At 70.7% G+C, this 15,955-nt stretch carries 20 protein-coding genes; 1 reads left to right on the forward strand and 19 read right to left on the reverse strand.

Annotated elements, in window-relative coordinates; genetic code table 11:
* Window positions 1–7: 7 nt before the first annotated feature.
* From AC07YH_RS24095 to AC07YH_RS24150, 12 genes are all read right to left on the reverse strand, one after another.
* Complete coding sequence (locus AC07YH_RS24095) at window positions 8–424, reverse strand: hypothetical protein (protein WP_494749436.1); 417 nt, start codon at window positions 422–424, stop codon at window positions 8–10.
* Between the two features lie 83 nt (window positions 425–507).
* Entirely contained in the window at window positions 508–1,878 is a 1,371-nt protein-coding gene (locus AC07YH_RS24100; RefSeq protein ID WP_494749437.1) for a hypothetical protein, read from the reverse strand.
* Window positions 1,879–2,040: 162 nt separating this feature from the next.
* On the reverse strand, window positions 2,041–3,420 hold the full coding sequence (locus AC07YH_RS24105; protein ID WP_494749438.1) for an ATP-binding protein: 1,380 nt from the start codon (window positions 3,418–3,420) through the stop codon (window positions 2,041–2,043).
* A 4-nt stretch (window positions 3,421–3,424) separates the two neighbouring features.
* A complete protein-coding gene (locus AC07YH_RS24110) occupies window positions 3,425–4,102 on the reverse strand; it encodes a response regulator transcription factor (protein ID WP_494749439.1) in 678 nt (225 codons plus the stop codon).
* A gap of 18 nt (window positions 4,103–4,120) precedes the next feature.
* A complete protein-coding gene (locus AC07YH_RS24115; protein WP_494749440.1) occupies window positions 4,121–4,447 on the reverse strand; it encodes a PepSY domain-containing protein in 327 nt (108 codons plus the stop codon).
* Window positions 4,448–4,584: 137 nt separating this feature from the next.
* Window positions 4,585–4,920 carry an endoribonuclease MazF gene (gene mazF / locus AC07YH_RS24120; protein WP_494749441.1) on the reverse strand — a complete coding sequence of 112 codons (336 nt, stop codon included), beginning with the start codon at window positions 4,918–4,920 and terminating at the stop codon, window positions 4,585–4,587.
* Window positions 4,917–5,159 carry an AbrB/MazE/SpoVT family DNA-binding domain-containing protein gene (locus tag AC07YH_RS24125; RefSeq protein ID WP_494749442.1) on the reverse strand — a complete coding sequence of 81 codons (243 nt, stop codon included), beginning with the start codon at window positions 5,157–5,159 and terminating at the stop codon, window positions 4,917–4,919. Before AC07YH_RS24125 ends, mazF begins: the two co-directional genes overlap by 4 nt.
* A gap of 82 nt (window positions 5,160–5,241) precedes the next feature.
* A complete protein-coding gene (locus AC07YH_RS24130; protein ID WP_494749443.1) occupies window positions 5,242–6,177 on the reverse strand; it encodes a DnaJ C-terminal domain-containing protein in 936 nt (311 codons plus the stop codon).
* A 101-nt stretch (window positions 6,178–6,278) separates the two neighbouring features.
* Window positions 6,279–9,947: a baseplate multidomain protein megatron gene (locus AC07YH_RS24135; RefSeq protein ID WP_494749444.1), complete on the reverse strand. Its 3,669-nt coding sequence runs from the start codon at window positions 9,945–9,947 to the stop codon at window positions 6,279–6,281.
* Complete coding sequence (locus AC07YH_RS24140) at window positions 9,935–10,372, reverse strand: NlpC/P60 family protein (RefSeq protein ID WP_494749445.1); 438 nt, start codon at window positions 10,370–10,372, stop codon at window positions 9,935–9,937. Before AC07YH_RS24140 ends, AC07YH_RS24135 begins: the two co-directional genes overlap by 13 nt.
* 131 nt (window positions 10,373–10,503) lie before the next feature.
* Window positions 10,504–11,130 carry a phage/gene transfer agent baseplate hub protein gene (locus AC07YH_RS24145; protein ID WP_494749446.1) on the reverse strand — a complete coding sequence of 209 codons (627 nt, stop codon included), beginning with the start codon at window positions 11,128–11,130 and terminating at the stop codon, window positions 10,504–10,506.
* Entirely contained in the window at window positions 11,130–11,729 is a 600-nt protein-coding gene (locus tag AC07YH_RS24150) for a phage distal tail protein, Rcc01695 family (RefSeq protein WP_494749447.1), read from the reverse strand. Before AC07YH_RS24150 ends, AC07YH_RS24145 begins: the two co-directional genes overlap by 1 nt.
* A gap of 156 nt (window positions 11,730–11,885) precedes the next feature.
* On the opposite strand from AC07YH_RS24150, the gene AC07YH_RS24155 reads away from it, so the two are divergent.
* The gene (locus tag AC07YH_RS24155) at window positions 11,886–12,350 is read left to right on the forward strand and encodes a DUF805 domain-containing protein (protein WP_494749448.1); all 465 of its coding nucleotides are present in this window, start codon (window positions 11,886–11,888) and stop codon (window positions 12,348–12,350) included.
* Here AC07YH_RS24155 and AC07YH_RS24160 read toward each other — a convergent pair.
* The 7 genes from AC07YH_RS24160 to AC07YH_RS24190 form a co-directional block, all read right to left on the reverse strand.
* A complete protein-coding gene (locus tag AC07YH_RS24160) occupies window positions 12,347–12,835 on the reverse strand; it encodes a phage tail tape measure protein (protein ID WP_494749449.1) in 489 nt (162 codons plus the stop codon). The two genes, AC07YH_RS24155 and AC07YH_RS24160, sit on opposite strands and share 4 nt — an antisense overlap.
* Window positions 12,832–13,008 (reverse strand): phage tail assembly chaperone, encoded by a 177-nt coding sequence (locus AC07YH_RS24165; protein ID WP_494749450.1) that lies wholly within the window; start codon window positions 13,006–13,008, stop codon window positions 12,832–12,834. The genes AC07YH_RS24160 and AC07YH_RS24165 overlap by 4 nt, the downstream gene beginning before the upstream one ends.
* Window positions 13,005–13,289 (reverse strand): GTA-gp10 family protein, encoded by a 285-nt coding sequence (locus AC07YH_RS24170; RefSeq protein WP_494749451.1) that lies wholly within the window; start codon window positions 13,287–13,289, stop codon window positions 13,005–13,007. Before AC07YH_RS24170 ends, AC07YH_RS24165 begins: the two co-directional genes overlap by 4 nt.
* A 157-nt stretch (window positions 13,290–13,446) precedes the next feature.
* Window positions 13,447–13,863, reverse strand: a complete 417-nt coding sequence (locus AC07YH_RS24175) for a phage major tail protein, TP901-1 family (protein WP_494749452.1) — start codon at window positions 13,861–13,863, stop codon at window positions 13,447–13,449.
* Window positions 13,864–13,878: 15 nt separating this feature from the next.
* Window positions 13,879–14,271 (reverse strand): DUF3168 domain-containing protein, encoded by a 393-nt coding sequence (locus AC07YH_RS24180; protein ID WP_494749453.1) that lies wholly within the window; start codon window positions 14,269–14,271, stop codon window positions 13,879–13,881.
* Window positions 14,268–14,534, reverse strand: a complete 267-nt coding sequence (locus AC07YH_RS24185) for a head-tail connector protein (protein ID WP_494749454.1) — start codon at window positions 14,532–14,534, stop codon at window positions 14,268–14,270. The genes AC07YH_RS24180 and AC07YH_RS24185 overlap by 4 nt, the downstream gene beginning before the upstream one ends.
* Before the next feature lie 149 nt (window positions 14,535–14,683).
* Window positions 14,684–15,907, reverse strand: a complete 1,224-nt coding sequence (locus tag AC07YH_RS24190) for a phage major capsid protein (protein ID WP_494749455.1) — start codon at window positions 15,905–15,907, stop codon at window positions 14,684–14,686.
* Window positions 15,908–15,955 lie beyond the last annotated feature (48 nt).

Genomic DNA, 15,955 nt, shown 5'->3' on the forward strand with positions numbered 1-15,955 from the left:
TTGCAGGCTATTTCCGAACGTCCACGGCCTTTGGCGCCGCTGCTGGCGATGACGGCGCCGGCGTTGCTGCGAGCGCCGGCTGATTGGCTTGCAAGCGATCGATCTTCGCATCCAGCGCCGCGATCGCCACGCCGACCTCACGACCCGCACCGAACTGGTCGCCGCCGAAGGCGATCATCGAGAAGATCAGGGCGATCGCGCCGATCAGCATCCCTACTGCCGTGACCTTGTCGACCGACCTGGCCGCCAGCGCGTCGATCTTGGCGGACAGCCCAGCGTGGGACGCCTGAAGGTCGGCGCGCAACTCCGAGCGAAAGTCAGCATGCGCCGTCTGCATGTGCGCGAACATGCGCTCGAACTTGGCGTCCGAGCGGGCTTCCAACGCCTCCAGCTTCGCGTCCAGTTCTTCGCGCGTCATGTCCATAGATGTGCTCTCGAAGTCGCCCCATCGCAAGACACAGCCTAGACGCGCCCTCGCGCCAAATGCAAACAAAAAGGGAACAAACCCTAGGCCGCGATCGCCGCCGCGGCCCGCCGGCGGACGATCTCGGCGGTCTTGTCATCCCGCGTGTAGGCGATGAAGCCGGCCGCCACGTCCAGGTACTTCACGGCCAGGCCCGAGTCGCCGCCGTCGCCCGTGCGGGCCACGTGCAGGACGTCCTCGATATAGGGGTCCAGACGGCTGTTGAGCTTCTCGAGGACCTTGTTGCGAGACGTGCCATAGCCGGCCTTGTCGGCGCACGCGCGCAGCTCGGCGATGAACGCGAGAGCGGACTGCGCCCGGCGGATCAGCGCCTCGTCCGGCTCGTCGGTCAGCTTGGCCGCGCCCTTGCTGCCCTTCTTGGACATCATCGACAGCGACCGCAGCGGCAGGGCCGCTTCCAGCGTCTTGTCGGCCTGGTCCATGCGCTGTTCGCACACCTTGGCCATCTGCTGCTTGTGGCGCGCCAGGCGCTTGCCCCACGGGCCGTCCTTGGCGACGTCGACCGACTGCTGGAACTCGACGATCTGCAGCTGAACGCGGTGGGCGACCTGGGCCGCCTCGCGGCCGACCCGTTCGCCGTCCGAGAAGTTGAAGGTCTCGATCTGGATGATCGAGGCGTCGATCTCGGCCAGCACGCGCTCGCCGAATTGCTTGACCTCCGACGAGGCCAGATAACGGTCGCTGGGCCGGTCCATGACCGCCGAGATCACGCGCAGGATGCGCCAGTCGTCCGGCAGGTGGGCCGACAGGATGTCCAGCATCAGGGGACCCGCGTCGTCGCTGATCCGGCAGGCGTCGCGATAGGCCAGGCGCGCGGCGGCCGCGCGCTCTTCCGACATGCGGCTGATCCATTCCGACAGCTTGGGCAGGCACGAGCGGGTGATGGCCGACAGCTGCAGGCACAGGGCCAGCTGTTCGGGATCGCACAGCGAGCGGACGCTGTCGAAGGCCCCGTTCTCGGCGTCGCGCAGGCCCGCTGCGGCGGTCTTGCACAGATCGTCGAACACCTCGGGCACGCCCGTCTCGAGGTCCCACGGATTACACTTGGCGGCGGCTTCCTCGACGCGCGAGGGGGCCACCGACTTCAGGGCCCGCCACAGGCGCGGCAGCACGGCCGAGGGGAACTGAATCTGCCCGTCGCGGCGCTTGGCGCACAGCGGCACGATGGGGCTGAGGATGTTGTTGCGGACGAAGCGGCTCGCGGTCTCGTCCTCGACCAGGCCGCGCACGGCGGCCAGCGAACCGGTGGCCCCGGCGCTGGACAGGGCCAGCTCCAGGCTGCGCAGCGCCGCGTCCGGAGCGGTTTCCACCAGCGTCCGGATGATCTGCAATTTATGCGCGGCGATCGTGCCCATGGTCCCCCGTGTCGGAAGAGTGATTCCGACAAGCGTCAACCATGTTCGTAACGAGGTTAAGGATTTCCGAAATCGTGTAAAATTCACGCGGTCCGCAACAGGATGTCGCGGCTGGAAAAGCCGTTATCTACCAGAAGTTTAAGTCACCGGTGTCGAAGGCCGGCCAAACCCCGTTCTGTGACAATTGAGCGCAACCGGAAGTTACGTTTCGGCCCTCGGAAGGTCGAGAACCACACGCAATCCGCCCATCGGGGATTCACCAAGCTGGACCGATCCGCCATAGGCGCGGGTCAATTCATCGACGATGGACAGGCCCAACCCCGATCCGGGGGCGTTCTCGTCAAGCCGCTGGCCGCGCTTCAGCGCCTGGGCGCGCTCTTCCGGCGGCAGGCCCGGACCATCGTCGTCGACGGTCACGGTCATGCGCGCTTCGCCCGTCGGCGTCGCCTCCACCCGGATGCGGCCCTTGCACCACTTGCCGGCGTTTTCCATCACGTTGCCGGCCAGCTCCATGAAGTCCTGCTTCTCGCCCTGGAAGGCCAGGTCCTCGGGGCAGCGCCAGTCGATCTCGACACCCTTGTCCTGGAAGATCCGCTCCAGCGTCACGGCCAGCTCGTCCAGGATCGGCTCGACGGGCGTGCGCTCTCCCGAGGTCTGGGAGCGGGCGGCGGCGCGGGCCCGGCGCAGGTGGTGGTCGACCTGCTCGCGCATGGTCTGGGCCTGGCGCTCGACCACCTCGGCCAGCTGACCCGGCTGCTGGGAGGCCTCGGTCAGCATCACCGACAGCGGCGTCTTCAGGGCGTGGGCCAGGTTGCCGACGTGGGTGCGCTGGCGCTCGACGACCTCCTGGTTGTGGGTCAAGAGGGCGTTCAGCTCGACGGCCAGCGGCTCCAGCTCGACGGGATAGATTCCCTCCAGCCGCTCGGCCTTGCCCCGGCGCACCGAAGCCACCTCGCGGCGCAGACGGAACAGCGGCTGCAGGCCGAAGCGCACCTGCACCACCATGCCCAGGATCAGGCCGCCGCCCAGGATCAGCAGGGCGAAGGCGGTGATGCGGGCGAAGCGATCGGCGTCGGCGTCGATCGGCGTGCGGTCCTCGGCGGCCAGGAACACCACCGGGTCGGCATAGCCCGGCAGGCGGGCCAGGATGGCGGCGGCGCGCAGCGGCTTGTCCTGCGGCCCGCGCATGTTGAAATACTGGGTCTGGCCCGGGGCGGCGTCCAGCTGGTCGATCTGCTTGGACGACAGCATCAGGTCGCTGTCGAACAGCGAGCGCGAGCGCTCGACCGGCTTCATCGCCCCGTCCAGCGACTTGTCCAGGATCACCCAGTAGCGGCCCGAATAGGCCCGCGTGGCGCGGATGTCGGTCAGCACCGGCGCGCGCAGCTGGCCGTCCTCGACGGTCGAGCCGGCATAGAGGTCGTCGGTCAGCACCGCCAGCGACTGGTCGAAGCGGCGGATGGCGGCGCTGCGGAACTGGGCGGTCAGGAAGACCCCCGCGATCAGCACGACCAGCAGGGTCCAGATCCCGGCGATCAGGACCAGGCGGCGGACCAGCGAACGGCGACGCAGGTCCAGCAAAGAGCTAGGCCGTCTCTTCGCCCGGCAGCGGGGCCAGGCGATAGCCCAGGCCGCGCACGGTCTCGATCCGGTCGGCGCCCAGCTTCTTGCGCAGGCGCCCGATGAACACCTCGATGGTGTTGCTGTCCCGGTCGAAGTCCTGGTCGTACAAGTGCTCGACCAGCTCGGTGCGGCCGATCACCCGGCCCTGGTGCATCATCATGTAGTGCAGCAGGCGGTATTCCAGCGAGGTCAGGCGCAGCGGCTCGCCATTGACGCTGGCGCGGGCGGCGCGCGGGTCCAGGCGCAGCGCGCCGCACGACAGCGACGGCGCTGCGTGGCCGGCCGAGCGGCGCAGCAGCGCGCGGAGACGAGCGAGAAGCTCCTCGGTGTGGAACGGCTTGGCCAGATAATCGTCGGCCCCGGCGTCGAAGCCGGCGACCTTGTCGCTCCAGGCGCCGCGCGCGGTCAGGATCAGCACCGGCGTGGCGATGTTGCCCCGGCGCCAGCGCTCCAGCACCGACACCCCGTCCACCTTGGGCAGACCGAGGTCGAGGATCACCGCGTCATAGGGCTCGTTCTCGCCCAGGTACTGGGCTTCCTCGCCGTCCGGAGCGTGGTCGACGGCATAGCCGGCGTCGCCCAGGGTCAGCTTCAGCTGGCGCGACAGGTCGGGATCGTCCTCGACGAGCAGGATACGCATGGAAGCTCCTAAACCGTATTAGCCGCCGCTCAGGATCTGGCCGGTGCGGGCGTCGACGATGAAGTCGATGCGGCGGCCGTCGGCGGTGGCCCAGCGCACGCGATAGTTCGAGCCTTCCAGCCCGGCGTCCAGCACACGGCCCGGCACGCGACGACCGATCATGTCGATCACCCGCGACAGCGGCACCAGCTGGCCCGACTGCACGCCGCCCCGCGCCTGGTCCGACTGCGCGCGCCAGTCGGCGCCCAGGCTGTCGGGACCTCGGTCATGACGCTGCGCCGAGGCGACGCCCGGAAGGGCGGCGGCCAGCGCGGCGGCGGCGATGATGGCGCGGATCGTTTTCATGCTCTCCGGTCTAAGGGATCGCGGCTGAATGGAGACTGAACGCCCGGGTTATGAACGGGCTGCGACGTTCTGTCACGACCGGACAAGCTTGGAGCGAACGGAATGGCCGCGTTCGGGCGCTGGCGGTCGCGTCGCGATCAGACACCCAGCAACGCCTTGAGCTTGGCGCGGGTCTCGGCGAGCACGCCAATCGGAGCGACGCCTTTGCGTTCTGCGCGGCGCGCGACCCAGTCGACGCTCTTGATCTGATCCGCCAGGACGGCGCTAGGCGCGTCTCCAGGCACGACGACCTCGAACACATAGCCCTTGATGCGGCTGGTCATCGGACAACACAGCATCATGCCGCGCCGGCCGTTATAGGCCGCTGGCGAAAGCACCAGCGCCGGGCGATGGCCAGCCTGCTCGTGACCCGCCTGCGGATCGAACTGCAGCCAGACGATATCGCCCGCGTCCGGGACATAGCGGCCGCTCACCAGAATTCCTTGCCGACAGGACCGCCGAAGTCGACATCCTCATGGAAGGTCTCCGGCTCCATCTCGGCGAGCATCGCATTGAGATCGTATTCCGGCGCGCGGACCGGCTCGATGATGATGCGGCCGTTCTCTTCGCGCACGTCGACAGCCTGATCGATGCTGATGTCGGCAGCCGCCATTACCCGGGCAGGGATACGGACCGAGGCGCTGTTGCCCCACTTCTTCACGATGACCTGCATGGCCGATCTCCTCGACCGGCAGGATCGGACCGAGTTGCCCATGTGTCAACAAATGTCGACACATGGCGTCGCGATAACCGCCCTACTTCCGCTTCGGCGTGTACGGTTTCTGATCGCGCCAGGCCTGGGCGAACTTTTCGAGGTCTTCTTCCACCGTTTCCGGCAGGGTCACGACCAGCCTCGCCAGGAGGTCGCCGCGTTTGCCCTTGGCGTCGGGCATGCCGCGGCCTTTCAGACGCAGCGTCTGGCCGCTGTTGCTGCCCTTGGGCACGTTCAGCATGACGTTGCCGTCCGGGGTCGGGGCTTCGATCTTGCCGCCCAGGACCGCGTCGGGGATCGAGATCGGCAGGTCCATGACCAGGGCCTCGCCCTCGCGGCGGTAGATCGGGTGCGGCTTGATCGACAGCTCGATCAGGGCGTCGCCCTGGCCGCCACGGCCGGGACTGCCCTGGCCCTTCAGGCGCAGGGTCTGGCCTTCCTGGGCGCCGGTCGGGATGGTGACGTCGATCGTGCGGCCGTCCGAGAAGGCCACGCGCTTCTTGCCGCCCTTGATCGCCTCTTCCAGGTCGATGTCGAGGCGGGCCTTGATGTCCGCGCCCTTGGCCGAGAAGCCGCCGCCGGCCTGGCCGCCGCCGCCGAACGGGCCGCGCGCGCCCCCTTGGCCGAACATGCCGCCGAACAGGTCCGAGAGATCGATCTCCGGCCCCTGTTCGCGGTGGAAGCCGCCCTGGCCGAAGCCGCCGGCGTTGAAGGGGCCGTTGCCCGGCTGGCCGCCGAAGCCGCGCATGGTCTCGCGACCGTCGGCGTCGATCTGGCCCAGGTCGAACTTCTTGCGCTTCTCGGCGTCGCCGACGATGTCGAAGGCGGCGCTGACCTGCTTGAACTTGTCTTCCGCCTTCTTGTCCCCCGGATTGGTGTCCGGGTGATACTGCTTGGCGAGCTTGCGGAACGCCTTGCGGATCTCGTCCGCCGTGGCGGTGCGGGAAACGCCGAGTTCCTGATAGGGGTCGCGCGCCAAGGAGTGTCCTCTAGGTCAAGTGGGCCCAAGACGGGGGGAGGTTCGGTACCGCCCTCCATCTAGAACGTCCAGAGCGGCGCGCAAGGCCCTATGTGGCTAATTTACCACAGGCCTGTCGTCGCAGGGACGCCCCAGCCGTAAAGCGACGAGCCCTGGGCGACCTCGATCCGGACCGCAGGCGGCGCGGATGGAAGGACGAAGGACGGCTGGGCGACCTCGGCCTCGTTGATCAGAACCTCGCCGTCCAGCACGCGGACGCGATAGCGCTCGACGCCCTCCGCCAGCGGCACCTCGCCCTCCCAGGCATCGCCGCCGAGACGGGCGCGGCGGATCCACGCGACGTGCAGGTCGCCACCGATCCGATGGGCGCGCAGGTGGGCCGGGGCCAGCGGACGCAGGCCGCGGCCGGTCCAGGTCGTGGCGATCTGCGTCATCGCCGGACCGGACGGCGGACCACCCGCCGAGGCGGCGCGGACGATCAGCGGCGTCCCGCGCTCGAAGGCGGCGACGTCCATCCGCACCACCGCCTCGTCCAGCAGGACGACCGGCGCGCCGGCGGGGATCGGGGTTTCACTCGCCGCGCCGTCGCGCTGGCCCCGCAACAGACCCGACAGCCGCCAGGTGTCCGGCGCGACCAGCTCGGCGGCCTGGAAGGCGATGACCTCCCAATCGCCGGACGGGGCGCGGACGGCCAGGGCGTTGTCGCCGGCCAGCACGGCGGCCAGCGGCGCGGCGGCCAGGCTCCGGCCCTCCAGCCGCACGGTCAGCGCGCCCGCGCTGTCGAGGCGGTGCGGCGAGGCCGGCGGCAGGTCGGACAGGGTCTCGCCCAGGGTGGCCGGGCTGGCGACGCGGGCGCGGACCTTCAGCGTGTCGATCCCGGCGCCGGCATGGACCTCCAACGACCGCCATGGTTCGCACGCCGCCGCGACCAGGGGCCGAGGATCGTCGGTCAGGCCGCTGTCGGCCGGCAGGTCCAGCACGTGCAGCACCGGCGGCGCGGGCGGATCGCGCGGCGGGGCCGGGCTCCAGTCCAGGCCTTTGCCCACGCCGATCTCGGCCAGGGTCGGGACCAGGGTGGCGCGAGGCTGCTCGTCGAGATCGAGCCGCTGCACCCGCCAGGTCGCGCCGTCCACGGCCAGACGGTCGCCGGCCTCGAGCCGCAGCGCCGCCGAGGGCGACAGATGTACGATCCGCGTCCGCCGCGCCGCCGCGTCGGCGGCCAACATCCGGTGGGCGACGGCCTCGGCTTCGGCGGCGGCCAGGGCGATCGGCGCGTCGGCGTCGCGGGTCCCCTGCCCGGCCTCGCGCCGCACGACCAGCGCCCCGACCTGATAATCGCGCGCTGCGTCCAGGAACCGCAGGCGCAGAGCCTCGACGGCCGGGTCGAGCGTGCGGGTCTCCGTCTCGCCCGGCCCGTCGTCGGGCAGCGCCAGGTCGTCCTCGGTCAAGGTCGCCGCAGCGACGCCCGAGCGCGCCAGCATCTTCACGTGATCGCCACGCTCGACGGGATCCAGGGCGAAGGCCTCGGTCAAAGGCGCCAGCGCGTCGCGCAGCCGCATCGGCCGATCGACGACGTAGCCGCCGACGGTCCCGCCCGCCTCGCCCGGATCGATGGCCACGCCGGCGCGAGCGCCCAGGGCCTCGATCAGTTCGGGCAGCGGCGCGATGCCGGCCCGGCCGGTCAGCCAGTGGCCCAGCACCCAACTTCCACCATCCTTCCAGACGTCCGAGCGCGCTGGGAAGTCCGGGAACGGCCGCGCGTCCCAACACCAGGCGCTGGCGCTCTGGATCATCGGCCCGCCATAGATCGGCGAGACCGGATTGGCGTCCGGCTCCTCCAGCCAGGCCAGCACGGTCTCCAGGTAGCGGCGCTGGCCGAAGTCGTCGCGCGCGCCGGTCGAATAGGGCGGCAGGAAGCTTTCCGAACTCTTCGGATCGATGAAGAGGTTCGGCGAATTGGCCCCCTTGTCGACCGCCGGACAGCCGAACTCGGTCAGGCGGATCGGCTTGGACATCGGGACCCAGGCCGTCGGCGTCGCCGAGCGCACGCCGCCGGGCCGATCATAGTGCGGCTGGCTCCACCAGGACTTCAGGTCCTTGGCGCGCCAGATCCACGGCTCGCCATAGGCGCCGTCGGTGATCGGCGTGCGGACCTGGGCGTCTCGGTCGGCCTGGCTGGCGTAGAACCAGTCGAAGGCGTCGCCGCCCGTCAGACCCGCGCGCAGATAGGCCGGGTCGTGCGGTCCGAAGAAGCCGGCCCGCGCGTCGCGATGGTCCTCGCCCTCGCGCCAGTCGGTAACCGGCGGGTACCAGTCGACGCCGACGAAATCGATGTTCGGATCGGACCACAGCGGGTCCAGGTGGAAGACCGCGTGGCCGCCGCCCGGCTGGTGCCCGAAGTATTCCGACCAGTCGGCGGCGTAGCCCAGCTGGGTCTCCGGACCGACCACCGCGCGGACCGACGCGGCCAGGGCCTTCAGCTTGGCGACCGCCGGATAGGTCCCGCCCGACCCGCGCACGGTGGTCAGGCCGCGCAGCTCCGAGCCGATGACGAAGCCGTCCACCCCGCCGGCCTGCGCCGCCAGCGAGGCCTGGTGCAGCACCATCCGGCGCAGGCCCCAGGTCCCGTCGAAGAAGCTGTTCACCTGCACCAGGGCGTTGAACGTCCCGTCCGCGCCGGCCTCGCAGGTGATCCGGCCGCGCCACGGATAGTCGGGCGTGTCCATCAGGATGAACGGATAGAGCGTCACCTTCAGCCCCCGCCGCTTCAGTTCGGCGATGGCCTGCAGCACCACCGCGTCGGACGGCGTGCCGCCATAGGCCGGGGCGCCGTCCTGGCGCGAAACCAGATGCGCCTCGCCGCGCCCGAGGCCCGCCACGCTCCAGGTCAGCGGCAGGGTGTCCTTGGCGTCCTGCTCAACGCCCGGCATGATCTGGCAGCGGCCGCAGCGCAGGTCGGTGCCGAACCAGGCGACCACCAGGGTGACGTGGTCGACGTTGGGCAGCTGAGCCTGCAGCTGGTCCAGCGCCACCATCAGGTCGGGCCGGCCCTCGGCATTGTGGACGCTCTCGGACTCGGTGCGGGTCAGGCCGTTGCGGCGCAGGACGGCCTCGGTGGCGTAGACGAACTCGCCCGCGCCGGGGATCAGGCAGACGCCCTTCAGCCGGTCCTCCAGACCCAAGGTCCCAGGCGCGCGCGGCCGCCGGAAGACCTCGAACGACAGCTGCGGCGGGCGGTTTCCGTAGGCGTCCAGCGGCAGGTCCTCGAACACTACATAGGCCACGCCGCGATAGGCCGGGGCGTTGGTCTCGATCGCCGCGATCAGCGGGTCGGGCTCCTGGTCCTCGGTCCCGCGATGCAGGCGCATCGTGACGCCGGTCATGTCCATGACCTTGCCGTCGGCCCAGACGCGGCCCAGGCCGTCGATCGGGCCTTCGGCCACCGCCACGGCGAACGACAGGCTGTAGCTATAGCTGGCGGTCTTCTGGCCCTTGGCGCCGCCGACCCGGCCCTCGACCCGCTTCTCGCGGAAGCGCGCGGCCCAGATCACCTGCCCCCCGACGCGGGCGCGGCCGAACACGCACGGCAGCGCCGCGCCCTCGGCCGCGCCGGTCAGGCGCAGCTCGGGTATGCGCGGACCGACCTGCCGCGCCGGCGTCAGGGCGTTGATCGCCGCCTGGTCGACGAGACCGCCCAGCGCTGCGCCGGCCACGGCTCCGAGAGGGCCGCCGATCGCCGCGCCGACGCTGGAGAGGATCACCTGGGCCATGGAAGCTCCGTGGGAAATCTGAAGGCGGCCACATGGCGCTCGCGCCACCAGCGGCCGAGATGGCTCTCGACGCACGCCCGGCCCCAATAGGCGTGGATCATGCGGTCGGGGCCGGACTGGATCGCGCAGTGCTTGGCGACCGCGCCGGGGGCCATGCGGAAGACCAGGACGTCGCCGGGGCGCGGCGTGTCGGTGGGGATGAGCCAGCGGTGGAAGGCTTCCAGCAGCAGTTCGCGGCCGTCGGTCTCGGCCCAGTCGGGACGGTACGGCGGCGGCGGTTCAGGCTCGGCGCCGTGCAGGGCGCGGTAGACGCCGCGCACGAGGCCCAGGCAGTCGCAGCCGGCATGGAGGGTCGAGGCCTGGTGGCGGTAGGGGGTGCCGAGCCAGAGGCGAGTGTGGCGGAGGATGACGCAGGCCCCCTCCACCGCCGTTCGGCGGTCCCCCTCCCCCAAGAGGGGGAGGAGAGCCTTCCCCGCAGGGCGGAGTGAAGAATTCTCCGCCCCCTCATGGGGGCGGACAGACCTGCGCAGCAGGTCAGGTGGGGGGAAGTGCTGACTCACCGCCTTCCCCCATCGTTCCGCTCCCCCTCGACGGGATACAGCGTCAGGAAGTCCTCCCCCGGCGCCGTCGGGAAACCCCGGAAATTCACGCCGTTCGCAAACGTCCCGACACACGTCGCCCAGCGCTTGTCACAGCTCGCTCCAGGCGCCGCCGCGATCCCACACCGCGCATCGCCCAGTCGCGCATCACAGAGCCGCGTGAACGTCCGCCCGGCCACCCGCTCCAAATCCGCCAGCGGCCCCGCGAGCGTGGCCTTGAACGCTTCCCCCTCCCGGCTGACCGCCGTGATCGTCGCGCTCCACAGCCGCACCAGCCGATGCGGCGCGCTCCAATCGACGCACAGCTCGGCGACACGGGCGCCGTCGTAGAGCCCCGCCGCCAACTCGGCCTCGATGATCCCGGCGTCGTCCAGCACGCCCAGCGCCGCGCCCTGCCCCGGCGCATAGCCGGCCGCCGCCTCCCGCGCCCCGGGGCTCCAGCCGCCGCGTGCTCGGCACGTCACGCCATCGACCACCAGGTCGCGATCGTGATCGGTGAAGCCCAGCCTCACGCCATCGGCGCGGACCACGATCCAGGCGCGGCACAGGCGGGCCGCGTCCATCCCCTCGGGCAGGACGCGCATCAGACCCGCACCTCGACCAGGGCGCAGGCGGTCACGCGGCCGGCCGAGAAGCCCTCCAGGGTCACGTCCAGCCGGTCCAGATCGAAACGCACCGGCGTGTCGAACTCGAACCCCGCCGTCACCGCCGCGCCCACCGCCGGCGCGGTGGCCAGGGTCACCAGGCCCGTGGCCGTATCGACGCTGAACGGCGCCCCGACCCCGCCCACCGCCACCTTGACCGTGCCGGCCACCGGCTTGGCGATCGTCCGCGTCCCCTTCATCAACTGGAACGTCTTCCGCGTCCCGTCGCCGACACCCAGCGGCTGGTCCATCGCGCCCGGCTGCCCCGACGGCGCGCAGGACTTGAAGTCGGCCGGGTCGCGGAAGCGGAACCCCGCCAGCCGCCCGCCCCGCGCCTCGAAGAAGGCGGTCAGCGCGGCCAGCTCGTCCAGCGGCCGCGCGGCGGTGGCGATCAGGTAGCGGCGGCGGCCTTGCGCCCACGGGCTGGTGCGTTGCTCGAAGCCCGAGGCCAGGGTGACGACCTGCGTGCGCCGCTCGATCCCGCCCGTGCAGCCGAACGCCAGGCGCGCGGGCAGGCGCGCCTCGTGGAACTCGCTCATCGCGATCCCCCAATTTCGTGAAAAGGTTTGCGGAAAAACCGGACGCCAAGCGGAGCCGTTCAGGGCGCTGCGCGATTAAGTCTGCGTCATGACCCGCTTTTCACTTCATCGGCGGGTCGTCGGGCCCTACTTATGGGTTCGAGATTGGAGACCGAAATGGATTGGAAGACCCTGTTCCTGTCGCCTGAGGGCCGCATCGGCCGGCAGTCGTTCTGGATCGGCTGGCTCTGCCTTCTGGGCGCCAGCATGGTGCTGAACGTGGTGCCGGGCATCGGTCACCTCGCGGCCCTGGCGCTGATCTATCCCAGCGTCTGCATCCACTCCAAGCGGCTGCACGACATGGGTCAGACCGGCTGGTGGCAGGTGCTGCCGTGGGTGCTGGGCCCGGTCCTGGTGTTCGGCGCCATCGCCTCGGTCGGCATTTCGGCGATCATGACGGCCTTCAACGGCGGCGAGCCTTCGGCGGCGCTGTTCGCCACCATCGGCGGCCTGTTCATGTCGATGTTCATCGCCTTCGCCATCTGGCTGGCCTTCACCCTGTGGGTCGGCTGCAGCATCGGCGAGCCGCGCGACAACAAGTACGGCTCGGTCCCGACCGACGCCGCGGCGGTGGCCATCTAGAGGCCTCTCGCCCCCAGACCAACCGCCCGGGCCAAGGCCTGGGCGATCTGGGCGTCGGAGCGGATCAGGCCCGACGCCTCCCCGCCCTGGACATTGACCGTCACCGAGATCCCGCCCGTCGTTCCGGCGGGCTCTATGGTCCCCGCGCCGTGCGGACGGAACACCTCCGGGCCTCGTTCTCCGACCAGATAGGCGCCGCCGGGCAGGACCGGCCCGCCGTCGGCTCTCGCGCCTGAAAAGCTTTTCGACAGAGCCTGCGAAAGCCCTGCCCCGGCCGCGCCCAGCACCGCCCGGGCCAGCTCGCCCAGCGACACCTGACCGTCGGATGCGGCGCGAGCTAGCGATCGTGCAAGCGAGCTTCCGGCCCTGGCGAAGGACTCGTCGATCGCGCGGGCGGCGCGTTCGGCCGGCGCTTTCAGCGCCTCCAGCGACGCAGCAGCCTCGGCGGCGCGGGCGGGAACGGTAGAGAGGCCGTCGTCACTCATAGAACCTCCTCGTCGGGATAGCGGGCGATCAGGGCCGTGAGGCCCGAGCGGGTCAGGACCGGCGACGGCGGGGTTTCCGTCAGCGCCCGCCACTCGACCAGCGACAGCCGCCAGAAAGCGTCCGGCGCGATGCCGAGCCGGAGGGCGAGCCGCAGCGGTTCAGCCCAGTTCATGCGGAGGCCGCGAGGGCGGCGGCCAGGGCGCTGGCAGCCTCCGGGACCGTGGCGCGGGTGGCGATTTCGACAGGCTCACCACCGCCGTCCAGCAGCGCGGCCAGCACAGCGGTCAAGTCTTGGGCGCTGAGCGTGGCGATGCGGTCCGGTAGCTGAGACCAGTCGGAGAGACCGAGCGCGGTCTCGATGCGGGCGAGCGCGCCGAGCGTCAGGCATAGACGGCGGGGCGCTCCGGCCAGGCTCACCACGACCTCGCCGCGTGCGGTGTTGGGAAGAAGCATTTCAGATTTCCGTCCTGTGAAGGCTCCCTCCACCGCCGTTCGGCGGTCCCCCTCCCCCAAGAGGGGGAGGAGAAAACAGAAGCGGCGCCGCGGCTCTCCGCCCCGCTTGGGGGCGGACAGACCTGCGCCAGCAGGTCAGGTGGGGGCCTGTGCTGAGTCAGATCGCCGTGAACGTCACCGCCCCCGCCGACGCCAGGCTCAGCGCGAACGCCGCCTCGCCGTCGTGCTCGCCGGCATATTCCAGGGCCGCGACCAGGAACGCCCCCTCCAGCTGACCGAAGTCCGGGATCACCAGCCGCCACACGCGGGCCGACTGGTCGAAGAAGCTCGTCCGCACCTGGGCGTCGGAGGCGGCGTCGCGGAACACGCCCGAGCCTGAGACCGCCACCGACTTCACGCCGGCCCCGGCCAGCAGTTCGCGCCAGCGGCCGGTGCTGTCGCTGTCGGTGGCGTCGATGGTCTTGGCGTTGAGGCTGATGGTCCGGGCGCGCAGGCCCGCGACGGTGTGGAAGGTCGGGGTGGCGGCCCCGTCGCTGATCTTCAGCAGCATGTCCTTGCCGGCTTGGGCGGCCATGGCGGTTCTCCGTTGTCAGGGGGCTTCGGTCACCGCCCGCACGCGGACGATCCCGAGGGTGGTCTCGCGGTCGGCGCCGGCGAAGACATCGGCATAGGGCACCCGCAGGGTCACCAGCCGACGGCCGGAAAGGCTCGGCTTGGCGTCGTGCAACGCCAAGCGGACGGCCGCGACCAGCGCGCGGGCTTCCTCCGGCCCACCGAAACGGCTGGCGCAGGTGAGGGTCAGCAGGTGCTCGATCGCGTCGTTCTCGCCGGCCGGCCGACCTTCCGACCGGGTGACGACGACGCAGGGATAGGTCGGCACGCGCGGGCTGGCGGCGTGGATCCGCTGGCCGGCCACGGCGGTGACGGCGGGCGCGGCCTTCAAGGTCGCGACCAAGGCGTCGATCAGGGGCTTGTCGCTCACAGCCGCGCCTTTCGGTACGGGGCCAGCCAGGGCTGGGGCTCCGGATCGGTCCCGCCGGACGCACGGTGCTCGTAGGCGTGGGCGACCAGGGTCAGCACCGACAGCCGCAGCGGCGCGGGACTCGTGGGGGTCAGGGTGACGCCGGCCGCCTCGGCGACATGGGCCTCGGCGGCGTCGATCAGGATCGTGAGGATCGCATCGTCCGAAGTGTCGGGCGCGCGCAGGAACGCCCGGGCCTCGGCCAGGGTGAGGGATTGGGGCATGGGGTTTTCCTGGAGGTAAGGGCGGCGCTGCCCCCTCAGTCGCTTCGCGACAGCTCCCCCAAAAGGGGAGCATCTGGGCGGCGCGATCCTCCCCTTTTTGGGGGAGGTGGCCCGGAGGGCCGGAGGGGGCAGCGCCGAGGCTGGCCGGCCTAGCTCGCCGCGAACTTCAGCAGCTTCACGGCGTCGAAGTTCTGCACCCCGCCGCCCACGCGCTTGGTCGTGTAGAACAGCACGTGGGGCTTGGCCGAGTACGGATCACGCAGCACCCGCACGCCGGCGCGGTCGACGATCAGGTAGCCCTTCTCGAAGTCGCCGAACGCGATCGGACAGGTCCCCGCGCCGACATCCGGCATGGCCTCGATCTCGGTGACCGGGAAGCCCAGCAGGCTCGCCGACTGGCCCGGCTGCAGGGCCGCGTTCCAGATGTAGTTGCCCTGCGCGTCCTTGAACTTGCGCACGGCGCTGACCGTGCGGCGGTTCATCACGAAGCGGCCGTTCTGGCGGTACTGGGCCTTGGCCGCGTAGATCAGGTCGATCAGCTTGTCGGTCGGGTTGCTGGCCGGCCAGGCGCCCGCCACGCCGGTGGCCAGATAGCCGACCTGGCCCCAGGTGTAGCTAGCGTCCGGCGCGGCGGTGTAGCTCAGCAGGCCCTTGGGCTTGTTGACGCCGTCGCCAGTGACGAAGGCCGTGGTCTCCTGGGCGGCGAAGGCGTCCTGGACCTCCTCGGCCAGCCACTCGTCGATGCTGACATAGGCGTCGTCCAGAAGGGCCTGGGTCGCGGCCGGGCTGGCGTAGAGTTCGCCGGCCGGGAAGTCGATGACGTCCAGCGTGGGCGCGGTGGTCTCGGGACGCGCGGCGGTCTCGGCCACCCAGGCGGCGGCCAGGCCCGTCGGGCTGACGGGCTTGCGGAACGTGCCGGCGCCGATGGTGCGGACCTGGCAGATCTCGCGCATCGGCGAGGTGGCCGCCAGGCGACGCAGGATCAGCCGCTCCAGCTCCGGCGGGGCGACATAGCCGCCGGCGGTGGCCACACCCTCGGACAGGCCCTTGGCTTCGAGCAGGGCGGCGGGGGTCTCGCCGGTCTTCACGTAGCGGTCGAAGGCGGCCTTGCGTTCGTCGACGTGCGCCGGCGGCGCATCACCGCCAAGACCAGGCCGGCGGAGGTCCGCCATGATGCGGTCCAGGCGGTCCTGGGCGCGGGACATGGCTTCGTCGATGCGGCCGACCTTCTCTTCCAGCAGGCTGTCGGCCCGCTTGGTCTCGATCGCCGCCAGCCGCTGGTCGTTGGCGGCCTTGAAGCTCTCGAACGCCGTCAGGACGTCAGCCAGCGCCGCGCGGGCCTCGGGCGAGGCCGCGTGTTTGGTTTCCTTCATGGGGGTCTCCAAAGAAGCCCCTCCCCTCGATGGGGAGGGGTTGGGGTG

The sequence above is a fragment of the Caulobacter sp. GW456-12-1-14-TSB4 genome, from assembly GCF_059424195.1.